Source organism: Mesorhizobium sp. KR2-14 (genome assembly GCF_040049255.1).
Lineage (GTDB): Bacteria > Pseudomonadota > Alphaproteobacteria > Rhizobiales > Rhizobiaceae > Pseudaminobacter.
On the sequence record NZ_JBDZDR010000004.1, the window covers coordinates 285,174 to 308,444 of the forward strand.

34 protein-coding genes are annotated in these 23,271 nt (G+C 62.9%); 33 read left to right on the top strand and 1 reads right to left on the bottom strand.

Going from position 1 to position 23,271, the window contains the following annotated elements:
• The first annotated feature begins 5 nt into the window (after nt 1-5).
• The 33 genes from tuf to ABLE86_RS13620 all read left to right on the top strand — a co-directional run bounded on the left by tuf (nt 6) and on the right by ABLE86_RS13620 (nt 21,761).
• Entirely contained in the window at nt 6-1,181 is a 1,176-nt protein-coding gene (gene tuf, locus ABLE86_RS13460) for an elongation factor Tu (protein WP_348779465.1), read from the top strand.
• A 67-nt stretch (nt 1,182-1,248) separates the two neighbouring features.
• Nucleotides 1,249-1,557: a 30S ribosomal protein S10 gene (gene rpsJ, locus ABLE86_RS13465; protein ID WP_007066362.1), complete on the top strand. Its 309-nt coding sequence runs from the start codon at nt 1,249-1,251 to the stop codon at nt 1,555-1,557.
• A 66-nt stretch (nt 1,558-1,623) separates the two neighbouring features.
• On the top strand, nt 1,624-2,334 hold the full coding sequence (rplC, locus tag ABLE86_RS13470; RefSeq protein ID WP_348779466.1) for a 50S ribosomal protein L3: 711 nt from the start codon (nt 1,624-1,626) through the stop codon (nt 2,332-2,334).
• A complete protein-coding gene (gene rplD, locus ABLE86_RS13475; protein ID WP_348779467.1) occupies nt 2,334-2,954 on the top strand; it encodes a 50S ribosomal protein L4 in 621 nt (206 codons plus the stop codon). The genes rplC and rplD overlap by 1 nt, the downstream gene beginning before the upstream one ends.
• Nucleotides 2,951-3,244, top strand: coding sequence for a 50S ribosomal protein L23 (locus ABLE86_RS13480; protein ID WP_348779468.1), 294 nt, complete (start codon nt 2,951-2,953; stop codon nt 3,242-3,244). Before rplD ends, ABLE86_RS13480 begins: the two co-directional genes overlap by 4 nt.
• A gap of 19 nt (nt 3,245-3,263) precedes the next feature.
• Entirely contained in the window at nt 3,264-4,097 is an 834-nt protein-coding gene (gene rplB, locus ABLE86_RS13485) for a 50S ribosomal protein L2 (RefSeq protein WP_348779469.1), read from the top strand.
• 16 nt (nt 4,098-4,113) lie between these two features.
• On the top strand, nt 4,114-4,392 hold the full coding sequence (gene rpsS / locus ABLE86_RS13490) for a 30S ribosomal protein S19 (protein WP_348779470.1): 279 nt from the start codon (nt 4,114-4,116) through the stop codon (nt 4,390-4,392).
• 1 nt (nt 4,393) lies between these two features.
• Complete coding sequence (gene rplV / locus ABLE86_RS13495) at nt 4,394-4,783, top strand: 50S ribosomal protein L22 (protein WP_348779471.1); 390 nt, start codon at nt 4,394-4,396, stop codon at nt 4,781-4,783.
• Nucleotides 4,783-5,499 (top strand): 30S ribosomal protein S3, encoded by a 717-nt coding sequence (gene rpsC, locus ABLE86_RS13500; protein ID WP_348779472.1) that lies wholly within the window; start codon nt 4,783-4,785, stop codon nt 5,497-5,499. The genes rplV and rpsC overlap by 1 nt, the downstream gene beginning before the upstream one ends.
• A 27-nt stretch (nt 5,500-5,526) precedes the next feature.
• Nucleotides 5,527-5,940 carry a 50S ribosomal protein L16 gene (rplP, locus tag ABLE86_RS13505; RefSeq protein ID WP_348779473.1) on the top strand — a complete coding sequence of 138 codons (414 nt, stop codon included), beginning with the start codon at nt 5,527-5,529 and terminating at the stop codon, nt 5,938-5,940.
• Nucleotides 5,941-5,955: 15 nt separating this feature from the next.
• Nucleotides 5,956-6,156 (top strand): 50S ribosomal protein L29, encoded by a 201-nt coding sequence (rpmC, locus tag ABLE86_RS13510; RefSeq protein WP_348779474.1) that lies wholly within the window; start codon nt 5,956-5,958, stop codon nt 6,154-6,156.
• 11 nt (nt 6,157-6,167) lie between these two features.
• A complete protein-coding gene (gene rpsQ, locus ABLE86_RS13515; RefSeq protein WP_128626715.1) occupies nt 6,168-6,413 on the top strand; it encodes a 30S ribosomal protein S17 in 246 nt (81 codons plus the stop codon).
• 66 nt (nt 6,414-6,479) lie between these two features.
• Nucleotides 6,480-6,848, top strand: coding sequence for a 50S ribosomal protein L14 (gene rplN / locus ABLE86_RS13520; protein WP_006205457.1), 369 nt, complete (start codon nt 6,480-6,482; stop codon nt 6,846-6,848).
• A gap of 12 nt (nt 6,849-6,860) precedes the next feature.
• The gene (gene rplX, locus ABLE86_RS13525) at nt 6,861-7,175 is read left to right on the top strand and encodes a 50S ribosomal protein L24 (protein ID WP_348779475.1); all 315 of its coding nucleotides are present in this window, start codon (nt 6,861-6,863) and stop codon (nt 7,173-7,175) included.
• The gene (gene rplE / locus ABLE86_RS13530) at nt 7,168-7,725 is read left to right on the top strand and encodes a 50S ribosomal protein L5 (protein ID WP_348779476.1); all 558 of its coding nucleotides are present in this window, start codon (nt 7,168-7,170) and stop codon (nt 7,723-7,725) included. The genes rplX and rplE overlap by 8 nt, the downstream gene beginning before the upstream one ends.
• Nucleotides 7,726-7,752: 27 nt before the next feature.
• Complete coding sequence (gene rpsN / locus ABLE86_RS13535; protein ID WP_348779477.1) at nt 7,753-8,058, top strand: 30S ribosomal protein S14; 306 nt, start codon at nt 7,753-7,755, stop codon at nt 8,056-8,058.
• Between the two features lie 12 nt (nt 8,059-8,070).
• Nucleotides 8,071-8,469: a 30S ribosomal protein S8 gene (gene rpsH, locus ABLE86_RS13540; protein WP_348779478.1), complete on the top strand. Its 399-nt coding sequence runs from the start codon at nt 8,071-8,073 to the stop codon at nt 8,467-8,469.
• A gap of 38 nt (nt 8,470-8,507) precedes the next feature.
• Nucleotides 8,508-9,041, top strand: a complete 534-nt coding sequence (rplF, locus tag ABLE86_RS13545) for a 50S ribosomal protein L6 (protein WP_348779479.1) — start codon at nt 8,508-8,510, stop codon at nt 9,039-9,041.
• Nucleotides 9,042-9,122: 81 nt separating this feature from the next.
• Nucleotides 9,123-9,482 (top strand): 50S ribosomal protein L18, encoded by a 360-nt coding sequence (gene rplR / locus ABLE86_RS13550; protein ID WP_348779480.1) that lies wholly within the window; start codon nt 9,123-9,125, stop codon nt 9,480-9,482.
• Nucleotides 9,483-9,610: 128 nt separating this feature from the next.
• Nucleotides 9,611-10,186: a 30S ribosomal protein S5 gene (rpsE, locus tag ABLE86_RS13555; RefSeq protein WP_348779481.1), complete on the top strand. Its 576-nt coding sequence runs from the start codon at nt 9,611-9,613 to the stop codon at nt 10,184-10,186.
• Nucleotides 10,187-10,210: 24 nt separating this feature from the next.
• Complete coding sequence (gene rpmD, locus ABLE86_RS13560) at nt 10,211-10,408, top strand: 50S ribosomal protein L30 (protein WP_348779482.1); 198 nt, start codon at nt 10,211-10,213, stop codon at nt 10,406-10,408.
• A 21-nt stretch (nt 10,409-10,429) separates the two neighbouring features.
• The gene (gene rplO / locus ABLE86_RS13565) at nt 10,430-10,909 is read left to right on the top strand and encodes a 50S ribosomal protein L15 (protein WP_348779483.1); all 480 of its coding nucleotides are present in this window, start codon (nt 10,430-10,432) and stop codon (nt 10,907-10,909) included.
• A gap of 128 nt (nt 10,910-11,037) precedes the next feature.
• Nucleotides 11,038-12,378, top strand: coding sequence for a preprotein translocase subunit SecY (gene secY / locus ABLE86_RS13570; protein WP_348779484.1), 1,341 nt, complete (start codon nt 11,038-11,040; stop codon nt 12,376-12,378).
• The gene (locus tag ABLE86_RS13575; protein WP_348779485.1) at nt 12,375-12,971 is read left to right on the top strand and encodes an adenylate kinase; all 597 of its coding nucleotides are present in this window, start codon (nt 12,375-12,377) and stop codon (nt 12,969-12,971) included. Before secY ends, ABLE86_RS13575 begins: the two co-directional genes overlap by 4 nt.
• A 182-nt stretch (nt 12,972-13,153) precedes the next feature.
• Nucleotides 13,154-13,522, top strand: coding sequence for a 30S ribosomal protein S13 (gene rpsM, locus ABLE86_RS13580; protein ID WP_348779486.1), 369 nt, complete (start codon nt 13,154-13,156; stop codon nt 13,520-13,522).
• Between the two features lie 125 nt (nt 13,523-13,647).
• On the top strand, nt 13,648-14,037 hold the full coding sequence (rpsK, locus tag ABLE86_RS13585; RefSeq protein WP_348779487.1) for a 30S ribosomal protein S11: 390 nt from the start codon (nt 13,648-13,650) through the stop codon (nt 14,035-14,037).
• A gap of 100 nt (nt 14,038-14,137) precedes the next feature.
• Nucleotides 14,138-15,148 (top strand): DNA-directed RNA polymerase subunit alpha, encoded by a 1,011-nt coding sequence (locus tag ABLE86_RS13590; protein WP_348779488.1) that lies wholly within the window; start codon nt 14,138-14,140, stop codon nt 15,146-15,148.
• Nucleotides 15,149-15,187: 39 nt separating this feature from the next.
• On the top strand, nt 15,188-15,619 hold the full coding sequence (gene rplQ, locus ABLE86_RS13595) for a 50S ribosomal protein L17 (RefSeq protein ID WP_348779489.1): 432 nt from the start codon (nt 15,188-15,190) through the stop codon (nt 15,617-15,619).
• Nucleotides 15,620-15,792: 173 nt separating this feature from the next.
• On the top strand, nt 15,793-17,343 hold the full coding sequence (locus ABLE86_RS13600; protein ID WP_348779490.1) for a DegQ family serine endoprotease: 1,551 nt from the start codon (nt 15,793-15,795) through the stop codon (nt 17,341-17,343).
• A 14-nt stretch (nt 17,344-17,357) separates the two neighbouring features.
• Complete coding sequence (locus ABLE86_RS13605) at nt 17,358-18,674, top strand: replication-associated recombination protein A (RefSeq protein ID WP_348779491.1); 1,317 nt, start codon at nt 17,358-17,360, stop codon at nt 18,672-18,674.
• Between the two features lie 75 nt (nt 18,675-18,749).
• The gene (locus tag ABLE86_RS13610; protein ID WP_348779492.1) at nt 18,750-19,583 is read left to right on the top strand and encodes an aspartyl/asparaginyl beta-hydroxylase domain-containing protein; all 834 of its coding nucleotides are present in this window, start codon (nt 18,750-18,752) and stop codon (nt 19,581-19,583) included.
• A gap of 200 nt (nt 19,584-19,783) precedes the next feature.
• A complete protein-coding gene (locus ABLE86_RS13615) occupies nt 19,784-20,770 on the top strand; it encodes an RluA family pseudouridine synthase (protein WP_348779493.1) in 987 nt (328 codons plus the stop codon).
• Nucleotides 20,771-20,969: 199 nt separating this feature from the next.
• A complete protein-coding gene (locus tag ABLE86_RS13620; RefSeq protein WP_348779494.1) occupies nt 20,970-21,761 on the top strand; it encodes an ATP12 family chaperone protein in 792 nt (263 codons plus the stop codon).
• 82 nt (nt 21,762-21,843) lie between these two features.
• On the opposite strand, the gene glnA is transcribed toward ABLE86_RS13620, so the two are convergent.
• Complete coding sequence (gene glnA, locus ABLE86_RS13625; protein ID WP_348779495.1) at nt 21,844-23,253, bottom strand: type I glutamate--ammonia ligase; 1,410 nt, start codon at nt 23,251-23,253, stop codon at nt 21,844-21,846.
• Nucleotides 23,254-23,271: the final 18 nt, after the last annotated feature.

Below are 23,271 nucleotides of genomic sequence, written 5' to 3' on the forward strand. Positions count from 1 at the left end.
TTCACATGGCTAAGAGTAAATTTGAGCGCACCAAGCCGCATGTGAACATTGGCACGATTGGTCACGTTGACCATGGCAAGACGTCGCTGACGGCTGCGATCACGAAGTTTTTCGGCGATTTCCGGGCCTATGACCAGATCGACGCCGCTCCGGAGGAGAAGGCGCGCGGCATCACCATCTCGACCTCGCACGTCGAGTACGAGACCGAGAACCGCCACTACGCCCACGTCGACTGCCCGGGCCACGCCGACTATGTGAAGAACATGATCACCGGCGCCGCACAGATGGACGGCGCGATCCTGGTCGTGTCGGCTGCCGACGGCCCGATGCCGCAGACCCGCGAGCACATCCTGCTCGCCCGCCAGGTCGGCGTTCCGTCGATCGTGGTGTTCCTGAACAAGTGCGACCAGGTCGACGACCCGGAGCTGCTCGAGCTGGTCGAGCTGGAAGTCCGCGAGCTGCTGTCGAAGAACGAGTTCCCCGGCGACGACATTCCGATCATCAAGGGCTCGGCGCTGGCCGCTCTGGAAGATTCGGACAAGAAGCTCGGCGAAGAGGCCATCCGCGCGCTGATGGCTGCGGTTGATGCATACGTGCCGACGCCGGAGCGCCCGATCGACCAGCCGTTCCTGATGCCGATCGAAGACGTGTTCTCGATCTCGGGCCGCGGCACCGTGGTGACCGGCCGCGTCGAGCGCGGCATCGTCAAGGTCGGCGAGGAACTCGAGATCGTCGGCATCCGCCCGACCGCCAAGACGACCTGCACCGGCGTCGAGATGTTCCGCAAGCTGCTCGACCAGGGCCAGGCCGGCGACAACATCGGCGCGCTGCTGCGCGGCGTCGGCCGCGAGGACGTGGAGCGCGGCCAGGTGCTGTGCAAGCCGGGCTCGGTCAAGCCGCACAAGAAGTTCAAGGCCGAGGCCTACATCCTGACCAAGGAAGAGGGTGGCCGCCACACGCCGTTCTTCACCAACTACCGTCCGCAGTTCTACTTCCGCACGACGGACGTGACCGGCATCGTGCAGCTGGCCGAGGGCACCGAGATGGTGATGCCCGGCGACAACGTGACGGTGGACGTGGAACTGATCGTGCCGATCGCCATGGAAGAGAAGCTGCGCTTCGCCATCCGCGAAGGCGGCCGCACCGTCGGCGCCGGCGTCGTCGTGAGCATCACCGAATAATTAGAATTAACCGATCTGTCGCGGGCGCGGAACATCGCCCGCGCCGCGCCAGAACAAGGAAATGACGATGAACGGACAGAATATCCGCATCCGCCTCAAAGCGTTCGATCACCGTGTGCTCGATGCTTCGACGCGCGAAATCGTGTCGACGGCCAAGCGCACCGGCGCAAACGTTCGTGGGCCTATTCCGCTGCCGACGCGGATTGAGAAATTCACTGTCAACCGCTCGCCGCACATCGACAAAAAGAGCCGCGAGCAGTTTGAGATGCGCACGCACAAGCGGCTGCTTGATATCGTGGATCCGACCCCGCAGACCGTCGACGCTCTGATGAAGCTCGACCTCGCCGCCGGCGTCGATGTCGAGATCAAGCTCTAAGACGGGTGCAAGAGGCGTGGAGGGGCGGTTGCCCCGACAGGGAACTCTGAAAAGGAAATTGAACCGATGCGTTCAGGTGTTATCGCACAGAAGTTGGGCATGACCCGCATCTATAACGATGCCGGCGAGCATGTTCCCGTTACGGTTCTCCGCATGGAGAACTGCCAGGTCGTGGCGCAGCGCACGAAGGAAAAGAACGGCTACACCGCTGTTCAGCTCGGCGTTGGCCTGGCCAAGGTCAAGAACACGTCGAAGGCCATGCGCGGTCATTTCGCCGCTGCCTCCGTCGAGCCCAAGGCCAAGCTTGCCGAATTCCGCGTGTCGGATGAGAACCTGCTCGACATCGGCGTCGAGATCACCGTCGACCACTTCGTCGCCGGCCAGAAGGTCGACGTCACCGGCACCAGCACCGGTAAGGGTTTCCAGGGTGTCATGAAGCGCCACAATTTCGGTGGCGGCCGTGCAACCCACGGTAACTCGGTGGCCCACCGTACGCACGGTTCTACCGGTCAGCGCCAGGACCCCGGTAAGGTGTTCAAGGGCAAGAAGATGGCCGGCCACATGGGTGCAACCCGCGTGACCACTCAGAATGTCGAGGTCGTGTCGACCGACAGCGATCGTGGCCTGATCCTCATCCGCGGCGCCGTTCCGGGCACCAAGGGCGCCTGGATCCTGGTTCGCGACGCGGTCAAGGAAGCGCTGCCCGAAAACGCTCCGAAGCCGGCCGGCCTGCGTGCCGCGCAGAATGAAGCTTCGGCCAAGGAAGGAGCCGAATAATGGATCTCAAGATTTCAACGCTTGGCGGCGAGGATGCCGGCAAGGTGAAACTCTCCGAGGAGATTTTCGGCCTTGATCCGCGCGAAGACATCCTCCAGCGCGTCGTTCGCTGGCAGCTTGCCAAGAAGCAGCAGGGCACCCACAAGGCCAAGACACGCGCGGAAATCTCGCGCACGGGCGCCAAGATGTACAAGCAGAAGGGTACGGGCCGCGCCCGTCACTCTTCGGCCCGCGCCCCGCAGTTCCGCGGCGGTGGCAAGGCGCACGGCCCGGTCGTGCGCAGCCACGAGCACGACCTTCCCAAGAAGGTCCGCGCCCTCGGCCTGAAGCATGCGCTGTCGGCCAAGGCCAAGGCTTCGAACCTGATCATCGTCGATGATCTGGCTCTGGGCGAGGCCAAGACCAAGCTTCTCGTCGCGAATTTCGAGAAGCTGGGCCTGACCAACGCCCTGGTGGTGGGCGGCGCCGAGCTTGACGTGAACTTCAAGCGCGCTGCGTCGAACATCCCGAACATCGATGTCCTGCCGATCCAGGGCATCAACGTCTATGACATTCTGCGCCGCGGCACGCTGGTCCTCTCGAAGGCGGCCGTCGAGGCTCTCGAGGAGCGCTTCAAATGACGGATCTTCGCCACTACGACGTGATCGTCACCCCGGTGATCACCGAAAAGTCGACCATGGCTTCGGAAGCCAACCAGGTCGTGTTCAATGTCGCCCGCAAGGCGACGAAGCCGGAAATCAAGGCTGCGGTCGAGGCGCTGTTCAGCGTCAAGGTCACGGCGGTCAACACCCTGGTCCGCAAGGGCAAGGTCAAGCGCTTCCGCGGCACGATCGGCCGTCAGAGCGACGTGAAGAAGGCGATCGTGACGCTGGCCGACGGCCAGTCCATCGACGTCGCGACCGGGCTCTGATTGGCGCGAGGACAAACAGATGGCATTGAGACATTTCAAACCCGTAACGCCTAGCCTGCGCCAGCTGGTCATCACCGACCGCTCCGGGCTGTACAAGGGCAAGCCGGTCAAGGGCTTGACCGAAGGCCTGACCAAGTCGGGCGGCCGCAACAACCTCGGCCGCATCACCGCCCGTTTCATCGGTGGCGGCCACAAGCGGTCCTACCGCATCATCGACTTCAAGCGCCGCAAGTTCGACGTTGCGGCGACGGTCGAGCGGCTGGAGTATGACCCGAACCGCTCCGCCTTCATTGCGCTGATCAAGTACGAAGACGGCGAACTGTCCTACATCCTGGCGCCGCAGCGCCTGGCCGTTGGCGACAAGGTCGTGTCGGGCGAAAGCGCCGACGTGAAGCCGGGCAACGCGATGCCGCTGTCGGCCATGCCGGTGGGCACGATCGTGCACAACATCGAGCTGAAGCCGGGCAAGGGCGGTCAGGTCGCTCGTTCGGCTGGCGCCTACGCCCAGCTCGTCGGTCGCGACCAGGGCATGGCGATCCTGCGCCTGAACTCGGGCGAGCAGCGCCTGGTCCACGGCTCCTGCTTCGCCACTGTCGGCGCGGTGTCGAACCCCGAGCACGCCAACATCAACGACGGCAAGGCCGGCCGCACGCGCTGGCGCGGCAAGCGCCCGCACAACCGCGGCGTGACCATGAACCCGGTCGACCACCCGCACGGCGGTGGTGAAGGCCGCACTTCGGGCGGTCGCCACCCGGTCACCCCGTGGGGCAAGCCGACCAAGGGCAAGAAGACGCGGTCCAACAAGGCGACCGATAAGTTCATCGTTCGCTCGCGCCATCAGCGCAAGAGCTAAAGAGAGGTAGTCTGACGTGACCCGTTCAGTTTGGAAAGGCCCGTTCATCGACGGCTTTCTTCTCAAGAAAGTTGAAAAGGTGCGCGAAGGTGGCCGCAACGAGGTGATCAAGATGTGGAGCCGCCGCTCCACCATCCTGCCGCAGTTCGTCGGCTTGACTTTCGGCGTCCACAACGGCCAGAAGCACATCCCGGTCTCCGTGTCCGAAGACATGGTTGGCCACAAGTTCGGTGAATTCGCTCCGACGCGGACCTACTACGGCCACGGCGCGGACAAGAAGGCGAAGAGGAAGTAAAATGGGCAAGGCCAAAGCTCCGCGCAGGCTTGCTGACAACGAGGCGCGCGCCGTCCTGCGCACGATCCGCGTCAGCCCGCAGAAGCTGAACCTGGTGGCCGCGCTGATCCGCGGCAAGAAGGTCGGCACCGCGCTGTCGGATCTGGAATTTTCGCGCAAGCGCATCGCCGGCACTGTCAAGAAGACGCTCGAATCGGCTATCGCCAACGCTGAGAACAATCACGACCTCGATGTCGACTCCCTCGTCGTGGCTGAGGCCTATGTCGGCAAGTCGATCGTGATGAAGCGTTTCCATGCCCGTGGCCGTGGCCGCGCCAGCCGCATTGAGAAGCCGTTTTCGCATCTCACGATCGTCGTTCGTGAAGTGGAAGAGAAAGGGGAGGCCGCCTGATGGGTCAGAAAATCAATCCGATCGGTCTGCGCCTCGGCATCAACCGCACCTGGGATTCGCGCTGGTACGCGAACACCAACGAGTACGGCAAGCTGCTGCACGAAGACATCAAGATCCGTAAGTATCTTGAGACCGAGCTGAAGCAGGCTGCGATCTCGAAGGTCGTCATCGAGCGTCCGCACAAGAAGTGCCGCGTCACGATCCACGCCGCCCGTCCTGGCCTCATCATCGGCAAGAAGGGCGCGGACATCGAGAAGCTGCGCAAGAAGCTGACCGAGATGACCAAGGCGGAAACGCACCTCAACATCGTCGAGGTCCGCAAGCCCGAGACCGACGCCACGCTGGTCGCCCAGTCGATCGCGCAGCAGCTCGAGCGCCGCATTGCCTTCCGCCGCGCCATGAAGCGCGCCGTGCAGTCGGCCATGCGCCTGGGTGCCGAAGGCATCCGTATCAACTGCTCGGGCCGCCTGGGTGGCGCTGAAATCGCGCGCATGGAGTGGTACCGCGAAGGCCGCGTGCCGCTGCACACGCTGCGCGCCGACGTCGACTACGGCACGGCCGAAGCTCAGACGGCATACGGCATCTGCGGCGTGAAGGTCTGGGTGTTCAAGGGCGAGATCCTCGAGCATGACCCGATGGCTTCCGAGCGTCGCGCCACCGAGGGCGATCATCAGCCGACGAGCGAGCGCGGTCCGCGTCGTCGCGAGAACGCCTGAGAAGCATAGGATTTTGGAGTAAGAACGATGCTGCAGCCAAAGCGCACAAAGTTCCGGAAGCAGTTCAAGGGCCGCATCCACGGCGCCGCCAAGGGCGGCACCAACCTGGATTTCGGCGGCTTTGGCCTGAAGGCGTTGGAGCCGAACCGGGTTACGGCACGTGAGATCGAGGCGGCCCGCCGCGCGATCACGCGTGAGATGAAGCGTCAGGGACGCGTCTGGATTCGCATTTTCCCGGACGTTCCGGTCACCTCGAAGCCGACCGAAGTTCGTATGGGTAAGGGCAAGGGCGCGGTGGACTACTGGGCCTGCCGGATCAAGCCGGGCCGCGTGATGTTCGAGATCGACGGGGTGCCCGAGGATGTCGCCCGCGAGGCTCTTCGTCTCGGCGCCGCCAAGCTCTCGGTCAAGACGCGCTTCGTGCAGCGCATTGCTGAATAAGAAAGGTCAAGCGTCATGAAAGCCGCAGAACTCCGGTCAAAGACCCCTGACCAGCTGAACGAGGACCTGGGTGCCCTGAAGAAGGAGCAGTTCAACCTGCGCTTCCAGAAGGCCACCGGTCAGCTCGAGAAGACGGCGCGTGTGAAGCAGGTCCGCAAGGACATAGCGCGCATCAAGACCATCGCCGCCGAAAAAGCTTCGGCCAAGAAGGCATAAGGACGAAAATCATGCCAAAGCGCATTTTGCAGGGCACCGTCGTCAGCGACAAGAACGAGAAGACGGTTGTCGTCAAGGTCGAGCGCCGCTTCACGCACCCGGTCATGAAGAAGGTCGTGCGTATGTCGAAGAAGTACAAGGCGCACGACGAAAACAACGCGTGCAAGGTCGGCGATCAGGTGTTCATCCAGGAATCGGCCCCGATCTCCAAGGACAAGCGCTGGGTCGTCATCACCGACGCCCAGGCTTCGCAGTAACGAAATATTTGGACAAGCCGGGTAGGGCGCTGCGCCACTACCCATGAATAAAGAAGGCGGCCAGTCATGATTCAGATGCAAACAAACCTCGACGTCGCGGATAATTCCGGCGCCCGTCGTGTCATGTGCATCAAGGTGCTGGGCGGTTCGAAGCGGAAGTACGCCTCGGTCGGCGACATCATCGTGGTGTCGATCAAGGAAGCCATTCCGCGCGGCCGCGTTAAGAAGGGCGATGTGATGAAGGCGGTCGTGGTTCGCACGGCCAAGGACATCCGCCGTCCGGACGGCAGCGTGATCCGGTTCGACAAGAACGCAGCTGTTCTCGTCGACAACAAGAAAGAGCCGATCGGCACCCGTATCTTCGGACCGGTTCCGCGCGAACTGCGCGCCAAGAACCACATGAAGATCATCTCGCTCGCGCCAGAAGTGCTGTAAGGAGCCGGAAAAATGCAGAAGATTCGCAAAGGCGACAAAGTCGTCGTTCTGGCCGGCAAGGACAAGGGCCGCTCGGGCGAGGTGCTCCGCGTGATGCCCAAGGACGACAAGGCCGTCGTTCGCGGCGTCAATATGGTGCGCCGCCACCAGAAACAGACCCAGTCCCAAGAGGGCGGGATCATCAGCAAGGAAGCGCCGATCCATTTGTCCAACCTCGCGCTGGCCGATCCGAAGGATGGCAAGCCGACTCGCGTCGGTTTCCAGATCCAGCAGGACGGTACCAAGGTGCGAGTGGCAAAGCGCTCGGGAGAAGTGATCAATGGCTAAGGCACAAAATCAGCCCCGCCTTCGCAAGGTCTACGAAGAGACCATCCGCAAGGCTATGCTCGAGCAGTTCAAGTACGAGAACGAGATGCAGATCCCGCGTCTCGACAAGATCGTGCTGAACATGGGCGTCGGTGAAGCGACCGGCGATTCGAAGAAGCCTTCGGTCGCTGCTGCCGACCTGGCCCTGATCGCCGGCCAGAAGCCGGTCATCACCTATGCGCGCAACTCGATCGCCGGCTTCAAGGTCCGCGAGAAGATGCCGCTCGGCGCCAAGGTCACGCTGCGCAACGAGCGCATGTACGAATTCCTGGACCGCCTGGTCACGATCGCCCTGCCGCGCGTGCGCGACTTCCGCGGTCTGAACGCCAAGAGCTTCGATGGCCGCGGCAACTTCGCCATGGGCATCAAGGAACACATCGTGTTTCCCGAGATCAACTACGACAAGGTTGATCAGATCTGGGGAATGGACATCATCGTTTGTACGACTGCCAAGACGGACGACGAGGCTCGGGCGCTGCTCAAGGGCTTCAACTTCCCCTTCCGGCAGTAACGGCAGCGAGAAAAGGATTTATCTGAAATGGCAAAGACCAGCTCAGTCGAGAATAACAACAAGCGCCGGAAGCTTGTGGACCAGTACGCTGCCAAGCGTAAGGCCCTCAAGGCTACCGTCATGGACAAGAGCCTCCCGATCGAAGAGCGTTTCCGCGCTCAGCTGAAGCTCTCGGCCCTGCCGCGCAATTCCGCGAAGATCCGCATCCGCAATCGCTGCGAAGTCTCGGGTCGTCCGCGCGCATATTATCGCAAACTGAAGATGTCGCGTATCGCACTGCGCGAACTGGGCCTGTTGGGCGCGGTCCCCGGGCTGGTCAAGTCGAGCTGGTAAGGAGCACAAGCTATGTCCCTAAGTGATCCTCTCGGCGATATGCTGACCCGCATCCGCAACGCCTATGGCCGCAGGAAGACCAAGGTCTCCACGCCGGCCTCGCGCCTGCGTGCCCGTGTGCTGGAAGTTCTCAAGGCTGAAGGCTACATCCGCGACTACAGCCAGGTCGACTACGGCAACGGCAAGTCGGAAATCGAGATCGAACTGAAGTACTACGACGGCTCTCCGGTCATCCGCGACATCGCTCGCGTTTCCAAGCCGGGCCGCCGCGTTTACGTGTCGGTGAAGTCGATCCCGCATGTGGCCAATGGCCTCGGCATTTCGATCCTGTCCACGCCCAAGGGCGTGATGACGGACCATGAAGCGCGCGAACAGAACGTCGGCGGGGAAATCCTCTGCCAGGTGTTCTGATCGGGCGGGTGTAAGACAGAAAGAACGAGGACAACGACATGTCTCGTATTGGCAAGAAACCCGTTCAGGTGCCTGCTGGCGTCACCGCGTCCGTCAACGGCCAGACCGTGACGGCCAAGGGCCCCAAGGGTGAGCTGAAGTACGTCGTGAACGACGAGGTGCTGGTCAAGTTCGAGAACGGCGAAATCGCCGTTCAGCCGCGTGATGACTCGAAGGATGCCCGCTCCAAGTGGGGTCTCTCGCGCACGCAGATCGTCAACATCCTGACCGGCGTGAAGGACGGCTTCGAGAAGAAGCTCGAGATCAGCGGCGTTGGTTACCGTGCCGCCATGCAGGGCAAGAACCTGCAGCTGGCGCTTGGCTTCAGCCACGATGTGGTCTACCAGACGCCGGAAGGCATCACCATCTCCGTGCCGAAGCCGACCGAGATCGTCGTGTCGGGCACGGACAAGCAGGTGGTCGGCCAGGTTGCGGCTGAGATTCGTAAGTATCGTGGCCCCGAGCCCTACAAGGGCAAGGGCGTCAAGTATGCTGGCGAAGTCATCGTCCGCAAGGAAGGCAAGAAGAAGTAAGCCGCGGTGCTCGGTCGCGGGAGGCGTCAATCGCCTACCGCACATGGCCGGGCCCGTTTCAGAAGGCAAGGAACGAATACAATGGCTTCCAAGGATTCCACCCAGCGCCGGGCCGCTCGCGTCCGTCGCCAGCTCAAGAAGGTCTCCGGCGACCGTCTGCGCCTGTCGGTCTATCGCTCGTCGAAGAACATTCATGCGCAGCTCATCGACGACACGAAGGGCCACACCGTTGCCGCCGCTTCCACGCTCGAGAAGGAGCTCAAGGGCTCCCTCAAGACCGGTGCTGACGTTGCCGCCGCTGCTGCTGTCGGCAAGCTGATCGCCGAGCGCGCCATCAAGGCTGGCTACAAGGAAGTGGTCTTCGACCGCGGACCTTACATCTATCACGGCCGCGTCAAGGCGCTGGCCGAAGCCGCCCGCGAGGCCGGCCTCAGCTTCTGATACGATCTCAAACGAGGCGCATTGCGCCTCGTTGCACGATCGGCAGTTGAAATAAATCCGGCGACGTTATAGACGCCGGATTTCAGTTTTTAACCCCGTGCTTCCGGAAAAGAATAAGGATCAGGAAAATGGCACAAGAACGTAGGGAAGGCGGCCGCGATCGCGAGCGTAGCCGTGACCGCGAAGAGCGCGACAGCGAATTCGTCGACAAGCTCGTTCATATCAACCGCGTCGCCAAGGTGGTGAAGGGCGGCCGTCGCTTCGGCTTTGCTGCTCTCGTCGTCGTAGGCGACCAGAAGGGCCGCGTGGGCTTCGGTCATGGCAAGGCGCGCGAAGTGCCGGAAGCCATCCGCAAGGCCACTGAGGCCGCCAAGCGCGACATGATCTTCGTGCCGCTGCGTTCGGGTCGTACCCTGCATCATGACGTCGCCGGCCGCCACGGCGCTGGCCGCGTGCTGCTGCGCACCGCCAAGGCCGGTACGGGTATCATCGCCGGTGGTCCGATGCGCGCCGTTTTCGAAACGCTCGGCATGCAGGACGTCGTCGCCAAGTCGATGGGTTCGTCGAACCCGTACAACATGGTGCGCGCAACGTTCGACGCTCTGAAGAACCAGATGCATCCGAAGGATGTGGCTGCTCAGCGCGGTATCAAGTACTCGACCCTCCAGGCACGTCGCGGCGCCGCCGTTGCGGCCGACGAGTAAGCCGGACGGGGAAGGATTACGACAATGGCAAAGAACGCTACCAAGACCATCACGGTCGAGCAGATCGGCAGCCCGATCCGCCGCCCGCAGGAACAGCGTGCGACGCTGATCGGCCTGGGCCTCAACAAGATGCACCGCCGCCGCACCCTCGAGGACACCCCGGCAGTGCGCGGCATGATCGCGGCCGTGCAGCACCTCGTCCGCGTCGTCGACGAAAAGTAAGCCGGACGCAGGAGAAAGACGATGAAACTCAACGAACTGCGTGACAACGAAGGCGCTACCCACGCCAAGAAGCGCGTCGGTCGCGGTATCGGCTCGGGCTCGGGCAAGACCGGCGGCCGCGGCGTCAAGGGTCAGAAGTCCCGCTCGGGCGTCTCGATCAACGGCTTCGAGGGTGGCCAGATGCCGCTCTATCGCCGCCTGCCGAAGCGTGGCTTCAACAACATCTTCGCGAAGGACTTCGTGGAAGTGTCTGTGGGCCGCATTCAGACTGCGATCGATGCCAAGAAGCTCGACGCCGGCGAAACCGTAACCGCCGAAGCGCTCGTCAAGGCCGGTGTGATTCGCCGCGTCAAGGACGGCGTGCGCCTGCTGAGCGACGGCGACCTCACCGCCAAGGTGTCTTTCGACATCGCCGGCGCCTCGAAGGCGGCCGTCGAGAAGGTCGAAAAGGCCGGCGGATCGGTCAAGGTGCCTGAGAAGGCGGACGCAAAGTCCGAGTAATGACACAGACAAGCGGCTGCCCCATCGGCAGCCGCTTGCATCTTTGCCGCGTGGAGCCTATCTCGGGGCTTCGTCTACACGTGCCGCCCGGCGCGGGCTTCCAAGCGTGACCAAGCGGAGACTTTCCCATGGCATCGGCTGCCGAACAACTTGCCTCAAATCTCAATTTCGCAGCCTTCGCCAAGGCCGAAGATCTAAAGAAGCGAATCTGGTTCACCCTGGGTGCGCTGCTGGTCTACCGTCTCGGCACCTATATTCCGCTTCCGGGCATCAATCCCGATGCGTTCGCGCAGGCCTTCACGCAGCAGAGCGGTGGCGTGCTTGGCATGTTCAACATGTTTGCCGGCGGCGCCGTCGGCCGCATGGCGATTTTTGCCCTCGGCATCATGCCCTACATCTCCGCCTCCATCATCATGCAGCTCATGACGTCGGTCATTCCGTCGCTCGAAGCGCTGAAGAAGGAAGGCGAGCAGGGCCGCAAGATCATCAACCAGTACACCCGCTACGGCACGGTGCTTCTCGCGCTCGTCCAGGCCTATGGTATTTCGGTCGGGCTTGAGAGCGGCAACGGCATCGTCACCGATCCGGGCCTGTTCTTCCGTGCCTCCACCGTCATCACCCTGGTTGGCGGCACCATGTTCCTGATGTGGCTGGGTGAGCAGATCACGGCTCGCGGCATCGGCAACGGCATTTCGCTGATCATCTTTGCGGGTATCGTCGCAGGCCTGCCGCACGCAATCGGCGGCACGCTGGAACTCGGCCGCACCGGTGCCCTTTCCACCGGCCTGATCATCGGCATCATCATTCTGGCGGTTGTCGTCATCGCCGCCATCGTGTTCTTCGAACGCGCACAGCGCCGCCTGCTGATCCAGTATCCGAAGCGCCAGGTCGGCAACCGCATGTTCCAGGGCGACACCTCGCACCTGCCGCTGAAGCTCAACACCTCGGGCGTCATTCCGCCGATCTTCGCCTCGTCGCTGCTGCTGCTGCCGGCCACCGTCGCTGGCTTCTCCAACACGGAGTCGATGCCGGGCTGGGCCAGCAGCATCCTGGCCGCTCTCGGGCATGGCCAACCGGCCTATATGGTCTTTTACGCGGCGATGATCGTCTTCTTCGCCTTCTTCTACACGGCCATCGTGTTCAATCCGAAGGAAACTGCCGACCAGCTCAAGAAGCATTCCGGCTTCATTCCGGGCTATCGCCCGGGCGAGCGCACGGCTGAGTATATCGATTACGTTCTCACCCGCGTGACCGTCGTCGGTGCCATCTATCTGGTGCTCGTGTGCCTTCTGCCCGAGTTCCTGATCTCCGCGACCGGCGTGCCGTTCTATCTTGGTGGTACTTCGCTGCTGATCGTCGTCAGCGTTACGCTCGACACGGTTGCGCAGATCCAGGGCCACCTCATTGCCCACCAGTACGAGGGGCTGATCAAGAAGTCGAAGCTCCGCGGGGGCAAGAGGGGAAGATGAGGCTTATTCTGCTAGGACCGCCCGGCGCGGGAAAAGGCACCCAGTCGCAGCGGTTGGTCGAAAGGCACGGCATTCCGCAGCTTTCGACGGGCGACATGCTGCGCGCCGCGGTCGCCGCGGGAACCGAGGTCGGCAAGCGTGCCAAGGCTGTCATGGATGCTGGACAACTCGTGTCCGACGAAATCGTCAACCAGATCGTGTCCGATCGCATCGACGAGCCGGACTGCCGCAAGGGCTTCATTCTTGACGGCTTCCCGCGCACCGTGCCGCAGGCGCAGGCGTTGTCCCGCATCCTGGCCGACAAGGGCCAGCAGCTTGATGCGGTGATCGAGCTCAAGGTTGACGAGTCGGCCCTGCTCAAGCGCATGGAGCGCCGGGTGGCCGAGACCATCGCCGCCGGCGGTCAGGTACGTGCCGACGACAATCCCGAGTCGTTCAAGAAGCGGCTCAGCGAGTACCGCGAAAAGACGGCGCCGCTGTCGGCGTACTACGCAAGCACCGGCGAGCTGAAAACCATCGACGGAATGGCCGACATCGACGTCGTGACCGCCGAGATTGAAAATATCCTTTCGGAAGCTGCCCGCACCAGATAGTGTGGGCAGTTGACTAAAAGGGTCTTGTGGACTATAGCGGCGCGTCTCCCATCAGACGCGTTTTGCTCGGCTGCACAAGCATGTGCCGATCGCATCGGAACAGGAACACCCGCAAGGGCCGGCCTCCACCGGACGCGGGACAACTCAGTCGCCGGCAAGCCCGGCATACATGGAGAATGAGAATGGCTCGTATAGCCGGCGTTAACATCCCGACCAACAAGCGCGTCATCATTGCGCTGCAGTACATTCACGGCATCGGCCCGAAGTTTGCCGGCGAGATCGTCGAAAAGGTGGGCATCCCGGCCGAGCGCCGCGTGAACCAGCTGACCGACGCTGAAGTTCTGGCGATCCGCGAGACCATCGACCGCGACTACCAGGTCGAGGGCGACCTGCGCCGCGAAGTTTCGATGAACATCAAGCGTCTGATGGACCTTGGCTGCTACCGCGGCCTGCGTCATCGTCGCTCGCTGCCTGTTCGCGGTCAGCGCACGCACACCAATGCGCGCACCCGCAAGGGCCCGGCAAAGGCTATTGCCGGCAAGAAGAAGTAAGGCAACACGTCACCGGCCGGTGGTGAGAAGGCGAGGCCTTTTCCCCGTCGGCCGTTTCCGCGTTTGCCTTCGAGGTGTAGCCGCTGGAGTTACGGCGGCGTAGAGATCACTCTGAAAGGACTATTATGGCCAAGGAAGTCGCACGTATTCGCCGTCGCGAACGTAAGAACATTTCGTCGGGCGTTGCGCACGTCAACTCGACGTTCAACAACACCATGATCACCATCACCGACGCGCAGGGCAACACCATTGCCTGGTCGTCGGCTGGCGCCCAGGGCTTCAAGGGTTCGCGCAAGTCGACCCCGTTTGCCGCTCAGATGGCTGCCGAAGACGTTGCCAAGAAGGCGCAGGAACATGGCATGCGCACCCTCGAGGTCGAGGTTTGCGGCCCCGGCTCGGGTCGTGAGTCGGCGCTTCGCGCGCTGCAGGCCGGCGGTTTCACCATCACGTCGATCCGCGACGTGACGCCGATCCCGCACAATGGCTGCCGCCCGCGCAAGAAGCGTCGCGTCTAGTTCATTTCTTGGTGCCGCATGGGCGTAATTCCGCGCTCATGCGGTTTTTCCAGATCGCCTGTCACGATTGGATAGTGCAGGGAAACGGAAGGAAGACAAAATGATCCAGAAGAACTGGCAAGAACTGATCAAGCCAAACAAGATCGAGTTCTCGTCTAAGGGTAAGACGCTGACCACGCTGGTGGCAGAGCCGCTGGAGCGCGGTTTCGGCCTCACGCTGGGCAATGCGCTGCGTCGCGTGCTGCTCTCGTCCCTGCGCGGCGCCGCCGTCACGGCGGTGCAGATCGACGGCGTTCTGCATGAATTCTCCTCGATCGCCGGTGTTCGTGAAGACGTCACCGACATCGTGCTGAACATCAAGGAAATCGCCATCCGCATGGAAGGCGATGGTCCCAAGCGCATGGTCGTTCGCAAGCAGGGCCCGGGTATGGTGCTCGCCGGCGACATCCAGACGGTTGGCGACGTCGAGATCCTCAATCCCGACCACGTCATCTGCACGCTGGACGAAGGCGCTGAAATCCGCATGGAATTCACCGTCGACACCGGCAAGGGCTATGTGCCGGCCGAGCGCAACCGCGCGGAAGACGCTCCGATCGGTCTCATCCCGGTCGACAGCCTCTACTCGCCGGTCAAGAAGGTGTCCTACAAGGTCGAGAACACCCGCCACGGCGAGGAGCTCGACAAGGACAAGCTCACCATGACGATCGAGACCAACGGCTCGGTTACCGGTGAGGACGCCGTCGCTTTCGCGGCGCGCATCCTGCAGGACCAGCTTGGCCTGTTCGTCAACTTCGAAGAGCCGCAGAAGGAAGTCGCCGCCGAGCAGGTCACCGAGCTGGCGTTCAACCCGGCGCTGCTCAAGAAGGTGGACGAGCTCGAGCTGTCGGTGCGTTCTGCCAACTGCCTGAAGAACGACAACATCGTCTACATCGGCGATCTGATCCAGAAGACCGAGGCGGAGATGCTGCGCACCCCGAACTTCGGTCGCAAGTCGCTGAACGAGATCAAGGAAGTTCTTGCCTCGATGGGCCTCCATCTCGGCATGGAAGTGGCCGACTGGCCGCCGGAAAACATCGAAGATCTCGCCAAGCGTTACGAAGACCAATACTGAGGCGTAGGCCTCTCGAACAAAATTTGAAGGAGTAGAGCCATGCGCCATGGATTCGCCGGCCGCCGGCTGGGCCGCAGTTCCAGCCACCGCAAGGCAATGTTTGCCAATCTGGCCGTCTCGCTGATCGAGCACGAGCAGATCACCACCACCCTGCCGAAGGCGAAGGACCTGCGTCCGATCGTCGAGAAGCTTGTCACGCTGGGCAAGCGCGGCGACCTGCACGCCCGCCGTCAGGTCATCGCGCAGATCGGCAATGAGTCGGTCGTCAAGCGCCTGTTCGACACGATTGCCCCGCGCTACGCCACCCGCAACGGCGGCTATCTGCGCATCATGAAGGCCGGCTTCCGTCATGGCGACAACGCCCCGATGGCCGTGATCGAGTTCGTCGAGCGCGACACCTCTGCCAAGGGTGCCGGCGACCACGCCCGCACCGCGGCCGAGGCAGTCGAGACGGAATCCGAAGCCGCCTGATCGGCTTCGCATCGTCGGATGAGCGGGAAGGGGCCTTGCGGCCCCTTTCTGCTTTTTCGGGCTTCGGAAGCGGCGCCGCGTGTGACAAGGCATCGCTTGAATTTGAACCCTGAAGCCTTTCATTTTGCACAATCATCGTGAGAATGGCTCGCGCTCGCTTTGGAGGATTCGCAATGGCTGCGAAAACACTGTTTCGGCTTCTGACTGCTGCCTGGTTCGCCGCCGCGCCGTTCGTCGCGCTGCCGGCACTGGCCGAGGATGCGCAGCCCGCCGAAACACAGCCGGCGGACAACCAGGCAGCCGCGCCCAAGGAAGAGCAGCCGGGCCTCAAGGAGGTGCTGAACGACCTGCTTGGCAAGGGCGACCAGCAGCTGCCGGCGCCCGCGCCGCAGGGCAAGCGGCTCCCGTTCGGGCGCACTGAGATGCAGTTGTCCTTTGCCCCGCTGGTCAAGGAAACGGCCCCGGCCGTGGTCAACGTCTACGCCTCGCAGCAGGTGCAGGTGCGCTCGCCCTTCGCCGGCGATCCGTTCTTCGAGCAGTTCTTTAGCCGGCAGTTCGGCAAGCAGGCGCCGCAGCGCATGCAGTCCTCGCTAGGGTCGGGCGTTCTGGTTGATGCCAGCGGCATCGTGGTCACCAACAACCATGTCATCAAGGATGCGGACGAGGTGAAGGTCGCGACCTCCGACGGACGCGAATTCCCCTCAAAGGTTCTGCTCAGGGACGAGTCGCTCGACCTTGCGGTTCTCAAGATCGACAGCGACAAGCCGTTCTCGGTTGTTCCCATCGGTGATTCCGACGCGCTCGAGGTCGGCGATCTCGTTCTGGCCATCGGCAACCCCTTCGGCGTCGGCCAGACCACCACCAGCGGCATCGTCTCCGCTCTTGCGCGCAGCCATATCGGCGTGTCCGATTTCGGCTTCTTCATCCAGACCGATGCGGCCATCAATCCGGGCAATTCCGGCGGCGGGCTCATCAACATGACCGGCCAGCTCATGGGCATCAACACCGCCATCTACAGCCGCAGCGGCGGTTCGATCGGCATCGGCTTCGCCATCCCCTCCAACATGGTGCGTGCGGTGGTCGAAGCCGCCATGCAGGGCCGCGACTATTTCGAACGCCCCTTCATCGGCGCCACTTTCGAACCGGTCACGCCGGCGATAGCCGAATCGCTCGGCATGGAGCAGCCCTCGGGCGCGCTTGTTTCCTCCGTTGCACCTGAAGGGCCTGCCGCCCAGGCCGGCCTGAAGCCGGGCGACGTGGTGCTGTCGCTCAACGGCATCGCGATCGAGCACGTGGATGCGCTCGGCTACCGGCTAGCGACGGTTTCCGTCGGCAGCCCGGCAAGCCTGGCTGTCTTCAGCCAGGGAGCCGAAAAGACCGTAGAGATCACGCCGGTGCGGCCGCCGGAGGGCGCTTCCGCCGGCCCGATAACCATTGAAGGGGGCAGTCCGTTCGCAGGTGCCACGGTGGCAGAACTTTCGCCGCGCCTTGCGCAGCGCCTCGGCATGCCCAACGATCTCAAGGGCGTCACGGTCGTCGACATTCAGCGTAATTCACCCGCCGCGCAACTCGGGCTGCGGCCTCGCGATGTCGTGCGCGAGGTGAACGGCCAGGCCATAGACACGCCCGACACGCTGAAGCAAGCTGCCGCAGAGAAGACCCGCCGCTGGCGGCTTACGCTGGAGCGCAACGGGCAGCTGCTGCGGCAAGTTCTGATTTACTGAGGAACCAGGAAGATATGGCCGATCTGTTCCAGGCCGCCGAACCTGAAAGGGCACCGCCCGGGCGGCCCCTGGCCGATCGGCTGCGCCCGGCAAGTCTCGCCGAGGTCGTCGGCCAGGAGCACCTGACCGGCGAGGATGGCGCGCTGACCCGCATGATCCGCTCCGGCTCGCTCGGCTCCATGATCTTCTGGGGCCCGCCCGGCACCGGCAAGACCACCGTGGCGCGGCTGCTGGCCGGCGAGACGGATCTGGCCTTCGAGCAGATTTCGGCGATCTTCTCCGGTGTCGCGGACCTGAAGAAAGTGTTCGACACTGCGCGCCTGCGCCGCGGCAATGGTCGCCAAACGCTGCTTTTCGTCGACGAGATCCATCGCTTCAACCGCGCCCAGCAGGATTCTTTCCTTCCGGTCATGGAGGATGGAACCGTCATCCTGGTCGGCGCTACCACCGAAAACCCGTCCTTCGAGCTCAACGCTGCGCTCCTGTCGCGGGCGCGGGTGCTGGTGTTCCGTTCCCTCGGCGAGGACAGCATCTCAAAACTGCTTGAACGCGCCGAACACGCCGAAGGCAAGCCGCTGCCGCTCGACGATGAGGCGAGGGCGGTGCTGGTCCGCATGGCCGACGGCGACGGCCGCGCCTCGCTGACGCTTGCCGAGGAAGTCTGGCGCGCGGCAAAGCCCGGCGAGATTTTTGATGCCGAGGGCCTGCAGCGCATCGTGCAGCGGCGTGCGCCGATTTACGACAAAGGCCAGGATGGCCACTACAATCTGATCTCCGCGCTGCACAAATCTGTGCGCGGCTCCGACCCTGATGCCGCTCTGTACTATCTTTGCCGCATGTTCGATGCCGGCGAGGACCCGCTCTATATCGGCCGCCGGCTGGTGCGCATGGCGGTGGAGGACATCGGCCTTGCCGATCCGCAGGCGCTGGTCATCGCCAACGCCGCGAAGGACGCCTACGACTATCTAGGCTCTCCGGAAGGTGAACTCGCCTTCGCGCAGGCCTGCGTCTATCTCGCCACCGCGCCGAAGTCGAACGGCGTCTATACGGCCTTCAAGAGCGGCATGCGCGCGGCCAAGGAATATGGCTCGCTGCTGCCGCCGCGCCACATTCTCAATGCGCCCACAAAGCTCATGAAGGAAGAGGACTACGGCAAGGGCTATCTTTACGACCACGACATGCCCGAGGCGTTTTCCGGCCAGGACTATTTCCCCGAGAAGATGGGCCGCCACACCTTCTACGACCCGCCCGAACGCGGCTTCGAACGCGAGATCAGGAAGCGCCTGGACTATTGGGCGAAACTGCGCGCCGAGAGGGCGCGCGGCAAGTAGCGGGCGTCGGGGCTGGCATTTGTTCCGCGAATTTCGTAAACAGCGCCATCGTTCCCGCTATTCCCGGTAAGCAATATGGACAGGAAGTCGCTCAAGACCATACGCAAGGTCGGCCTCGCAATAGTCGCCTTGGCGCTGGCCTTCTACTTCATTCCGATCATAACCGCGCTGTTCATCCTGTGCGGGCTCATCGACGTCCTCCGCAACGACCGCAAGAACGGCCGGCTGTTCAGCCTCTACTTTGCCGGCAACGGTCTGTTCACCTGGCTGCTGTCGCCCTTAAACCTTCTGGTCGATCTCTTGTCCTACAAGAACTGGGGCGTGTGGAAGCTGGAACAGTTTCCCGACGACTACCGCCGCGAGGTCGAGGAGGTTCTGGACGTCTTCAAGAACCGGCAAGCCGAGATCATCGCCGACATCGACGCCCACTTCGAGAGCGGTCGGCGCGGCATGTATGTCTACCAGTGGTACGGCAAGCAGCACATCGACAACGTTCCGGAATTCACCCGGAAGTTCAAATACATCCGCACCATCGCCGTGTCGGTGTTCAGCGGCCGCGAATCGACCTCGTATCACTTCGGCCCGCTGCGGCTCACACTGCGCGTGCTCTACAATCTGAGGCCGGCCAAGACCGACCAGATCTTCATCGAGTGCGGCAATGCCAAGCAGTTCTGGTATCAGGATCCGCTGTTCATCTTCGACGACACGCTGCTACACCGTTCGGTGAACGAGCATGACGGCCGCCGCTACTGCGTCTTCATGGACGTCATCCGCCCCTCTCCGGTGCCGGGGGTCCTGTCCATGATGCTGGCCGGTATTTCGATCAGCGTCGACCGCATGAAGGCGATCTTCTACAAGAACTGGAAGATGATCGGCTCGCGCGACCCCAAGGCCGCACCTGCCAAATAGGCGGAGCGTGGGCGCGGCCCATTGAACATTGCTGCGAAAGGTGCGAACCGCTATTCGCAACGACATGACAGAAACATCGCGGTAGCACCGCCCATGGTTTCAGGCGAACGTTTCGGTTCGCTTGCCGCCGTGGGCGTCAGCTTTTCGGCGCCGCAGGAACTCGGCCCCTATATTTGCAGCGGGCGAAACGGACTGATGAAATGGCAGGCGTAGAGCAGATCAAGGTTGAAGCCGGCGAGGCGGGCATGCGGCTCGACCGCTGGTTCAAGACGCATTTTCCGGGATTGGGTTTCGTGCAGCTTCAGAAGCTGTTGCGGTCCGGTCAGGTCCGCATCGATGGCGGCCGCGCCAAGGCCGACACGCGCGTGGAGCCCGGCCAGATGGTGCGTGTGCCGCCGCTGGATGTCGACAAGAAGGGCGAGGGCCCGCTGACCGCGCGCACCATGCGCAACCAGGACGACGGCGACGTTCTCGCCCAGATGCTGCTCTACGAAGACCCGAAGGTTTTCGTATTCAACAAGCCGGCAGGTCTTGCGGTGCAGGGCGGCTCGGGCGTCTCGCGCCATGTCGACGACATGCTGGAGGCCTGGCGCAACAAGAAGGGCGAGAAGCCGCGCCTCGTGCACCGGCTCGACCGCGACACCTCGGGCGTGCTGGTGGTGGCGCGCACGCGCCTTGCCGCGATGAAGCTCGCCGAAGCGTTTCGTGGCCGCGATGCCAAGAAGACCTATTGGGCGCTGGTCAAGGGTGTGCCCAAGAAGCGCGAAGACAAGATTTCCACCTGGCTGATCAAGGAAGCCACGCCGGACGGCGACCGCGTGCGCGTGGCCAAGCATGGCGAGCGTGGCGCCGACCACGCCGTGTCCTACTATCGCGTCATCGAACAGGCGGCGCAGCGCCTGGCTTGGCTGGAAATGGAACCCCATACGGGCCGCACTCACCAATTGCGCGTGCACGCCGCCCATATCGGCTGCCCGATCATCGGCGATCCGAAATATTTCGAGGCCGACACCAATTGGGATTTCCCGGGCGGCATGCAGAACCGCCTGCATCTCCATGCGCGGCGCATCCGCATTCCGCATCCCGACGGCGGGGTGATTGATGTCACCGCACCACTGCCGCCGCATATGCGCCAGAGCTGGAACCTGCTCGGCTTCGATGAGGCCAGCGGCGAGGAAGAGGCTTGAGGCGGGCTGCACATCCGCAGCCAGTCAGAAGGCAATCGCAGGCGCTCGGCGCTTTCTCCGGCGCCGTTGCTTCGGGTTGGGCAATCTGAGGGCTAAGCCTATATAATCTGCGATTGCCGCGCGGCCGCCCGGGGCGATCGCGCCGACGCCATAGCGGACAGCAGGGCTGGCATGCAGCCGCTGCCGATTTGAGGATACCATGCGCGACCTTCTGAACGATCTCGAAGCCCACGATCTCTTGTCCGATCCCGACCCGGTGCGCCGGGCGCAGAGCCAGCTAAAGCGGCAGCTGCCCAAGCGCTTCTACAAGGAGGTCTCGGTCGCTCCGGTGGACGAAGGCTTTGCCGTGCAGCTCGACGGCAAGTCGGTGCGCACCCCCACCAAGGCGCTTCTCGCCTTGCCCACGGCTGCGGCGGCCGAACTGGTCGCCAAGGAATTCGCCGCGCAGGAAGAGCACATCGACCCGATGACCATGCCTGTCACGCGGCTGGTCAACACGGCCATCGACGGCGTCGCCACCGATCCGCAGGCCGTGCTGGAGGACATTTTGCGCTTCGCCTCCTCCGACCTTCTCTGCTACCGCGCCGAAGCGCCAGAGCGGCTCGTCGAGCGCCAGAACGAGGCCTGGGACGGCGTGCTCGACTGGGCGCGAGCATCCCTCGGCGCGCGCTTCGCGCTGGCCGAGGGCGTCATGCATGTGGAGCAGCCGCGCGAGGCGATCGGCGCTATCGGCATCCACCTGAGCCAGCGCAGCGAGCCGCTGCGGCTTGCGGCAATGCATCTTATGACGACGCTGACCGGCTCGGCGCTGCTGGCGCTGGCGGTCGAGACCGGCGAACTCACGGCCGAGGAAGCCTGGGCGGCCGCGCATGTCGACGAGGACTGGCAGATCGAGCAGTGGGGTCAGGATGCCGAGGCGATCGCGCGGCGCAACAACCGCAAGCGCGACATGATGGCGGCGGTTGAGCTGCTCGAAGCGCTCAAGGCTTAGCCTTCGCTAAATCATTCCGCCGCACTGGCGGCAACAAAAAACCCCGGCTCGCGCCGGGGTTTTTCATTTATACATCAGGCGCTTAAACCGAGTAGTACATGTCGAACTCGACCGGATGTGGCGTCATTTCGAAGCGCATCACCTCGGCCATCTTCAGTTCGATGAAGCTGTCGATCTGGTCGTCGTCGAACACGCCGCCGGCCTTCAGGAAGCCGCGGTCCTTGTCGAGGCTCTGCAGCGCCTCGCGCAGGCTGCCGCAAACGGTCGGGATCTTCTTCAGCTCCTTCGGCGGCAGGTCGTACAGATCCTTGTCCATCGGCTGGCCGGGGTGGATCTTGTTCTTGATGCCATCAAGGCCGGCCATCAGCAGTGCGGCAAAGGCGAAATAGGGGTTCGCGCCCGGATCAGGGAAGCGGATCTCCACGCGCTTCGCCTTGGGCGAGGAGCCCAACGGGATGCGGCAGGAGGCCGAGCGGTTGCGGGCCGAATAGGCCAGCAGCACCGGCGCCTCATAGCCCGGAACCAGACGCTTGTAGGAGTTGGTCAGCGGGTTGGTGAAGGCGTTGATGGCCTTGGCATGCTTGATGATGCCGCCGATGAAGTAGAGGCAGCTTTCCGACAGGCCGGCATATTCGTTGCCCGCGAAGGTCGGCTTGCCTTCCTTCCAGATCGACATGTGCACATGCATGCCCGAGCCGTTGTCGCCGAACACCGGCTTCGGCATGAAGGTGGCCGTCTTGCCATAGGCGTTGGCAACCTGATGCACGACATATTTGTACAGCATCATCTTGTCGGCGTTGCGCACCAGCGCGTCGAACTTCACGCCAAGCTCGTGCTGGCCGGCGGCCACCTCGTGGTGGTGCTTTTCCACCCGCACGCCCATCTCGGTCAGCACGGTCAGCATCTCCGAGCGCATGTCCTGTGCGGAATCGATCGGCGGAACCGGGAAGTAACCACCCTTGATGCGCGGGCGGTGGCCGAGATTGCCGGTCTCGTAGTCGGTATCGTCATTCGACGGCAGTTCGGTGGAGTCGAGCTTGAAGCCGGTGTTGTACGGGTCGGCCTTGTACTTCACGTCGTCGAAAACAAAGAACTCGGCTTCCGGGCCGACGAAGATGGTGTCGCCGATGCCCTCGGCCTTCATATAGGCCTCGGCCTTCTTGGCGATGCTGCGCGGGTCGCGGTTATAGGCCTCGCCCGAAACCGGGTCGAGCACGTCGCACAGGATGACCATGGTCGACTGCGCGAAGAACGGGTCCATGTGGACAGTCTCAGGGTCCGGCATCAGCAGCATGTCGGACTCGTTGATGGCCTTCCAGCCACCGATCGACGAGCCGTCGAACATGACGCCATCGGCGAACATGTCCTCATCGACCTCGGCAATGTCCATGGTCACGTGCTGCAGCTTGCCCTTGGGATCGGTGAAGCGCAGGTCAACAAACTTGACGTCGTTGTCCTTGATCTGCCGGAGAATGTCTTTGGCTGTCGTCATGTCATGCTTTCCTATGTG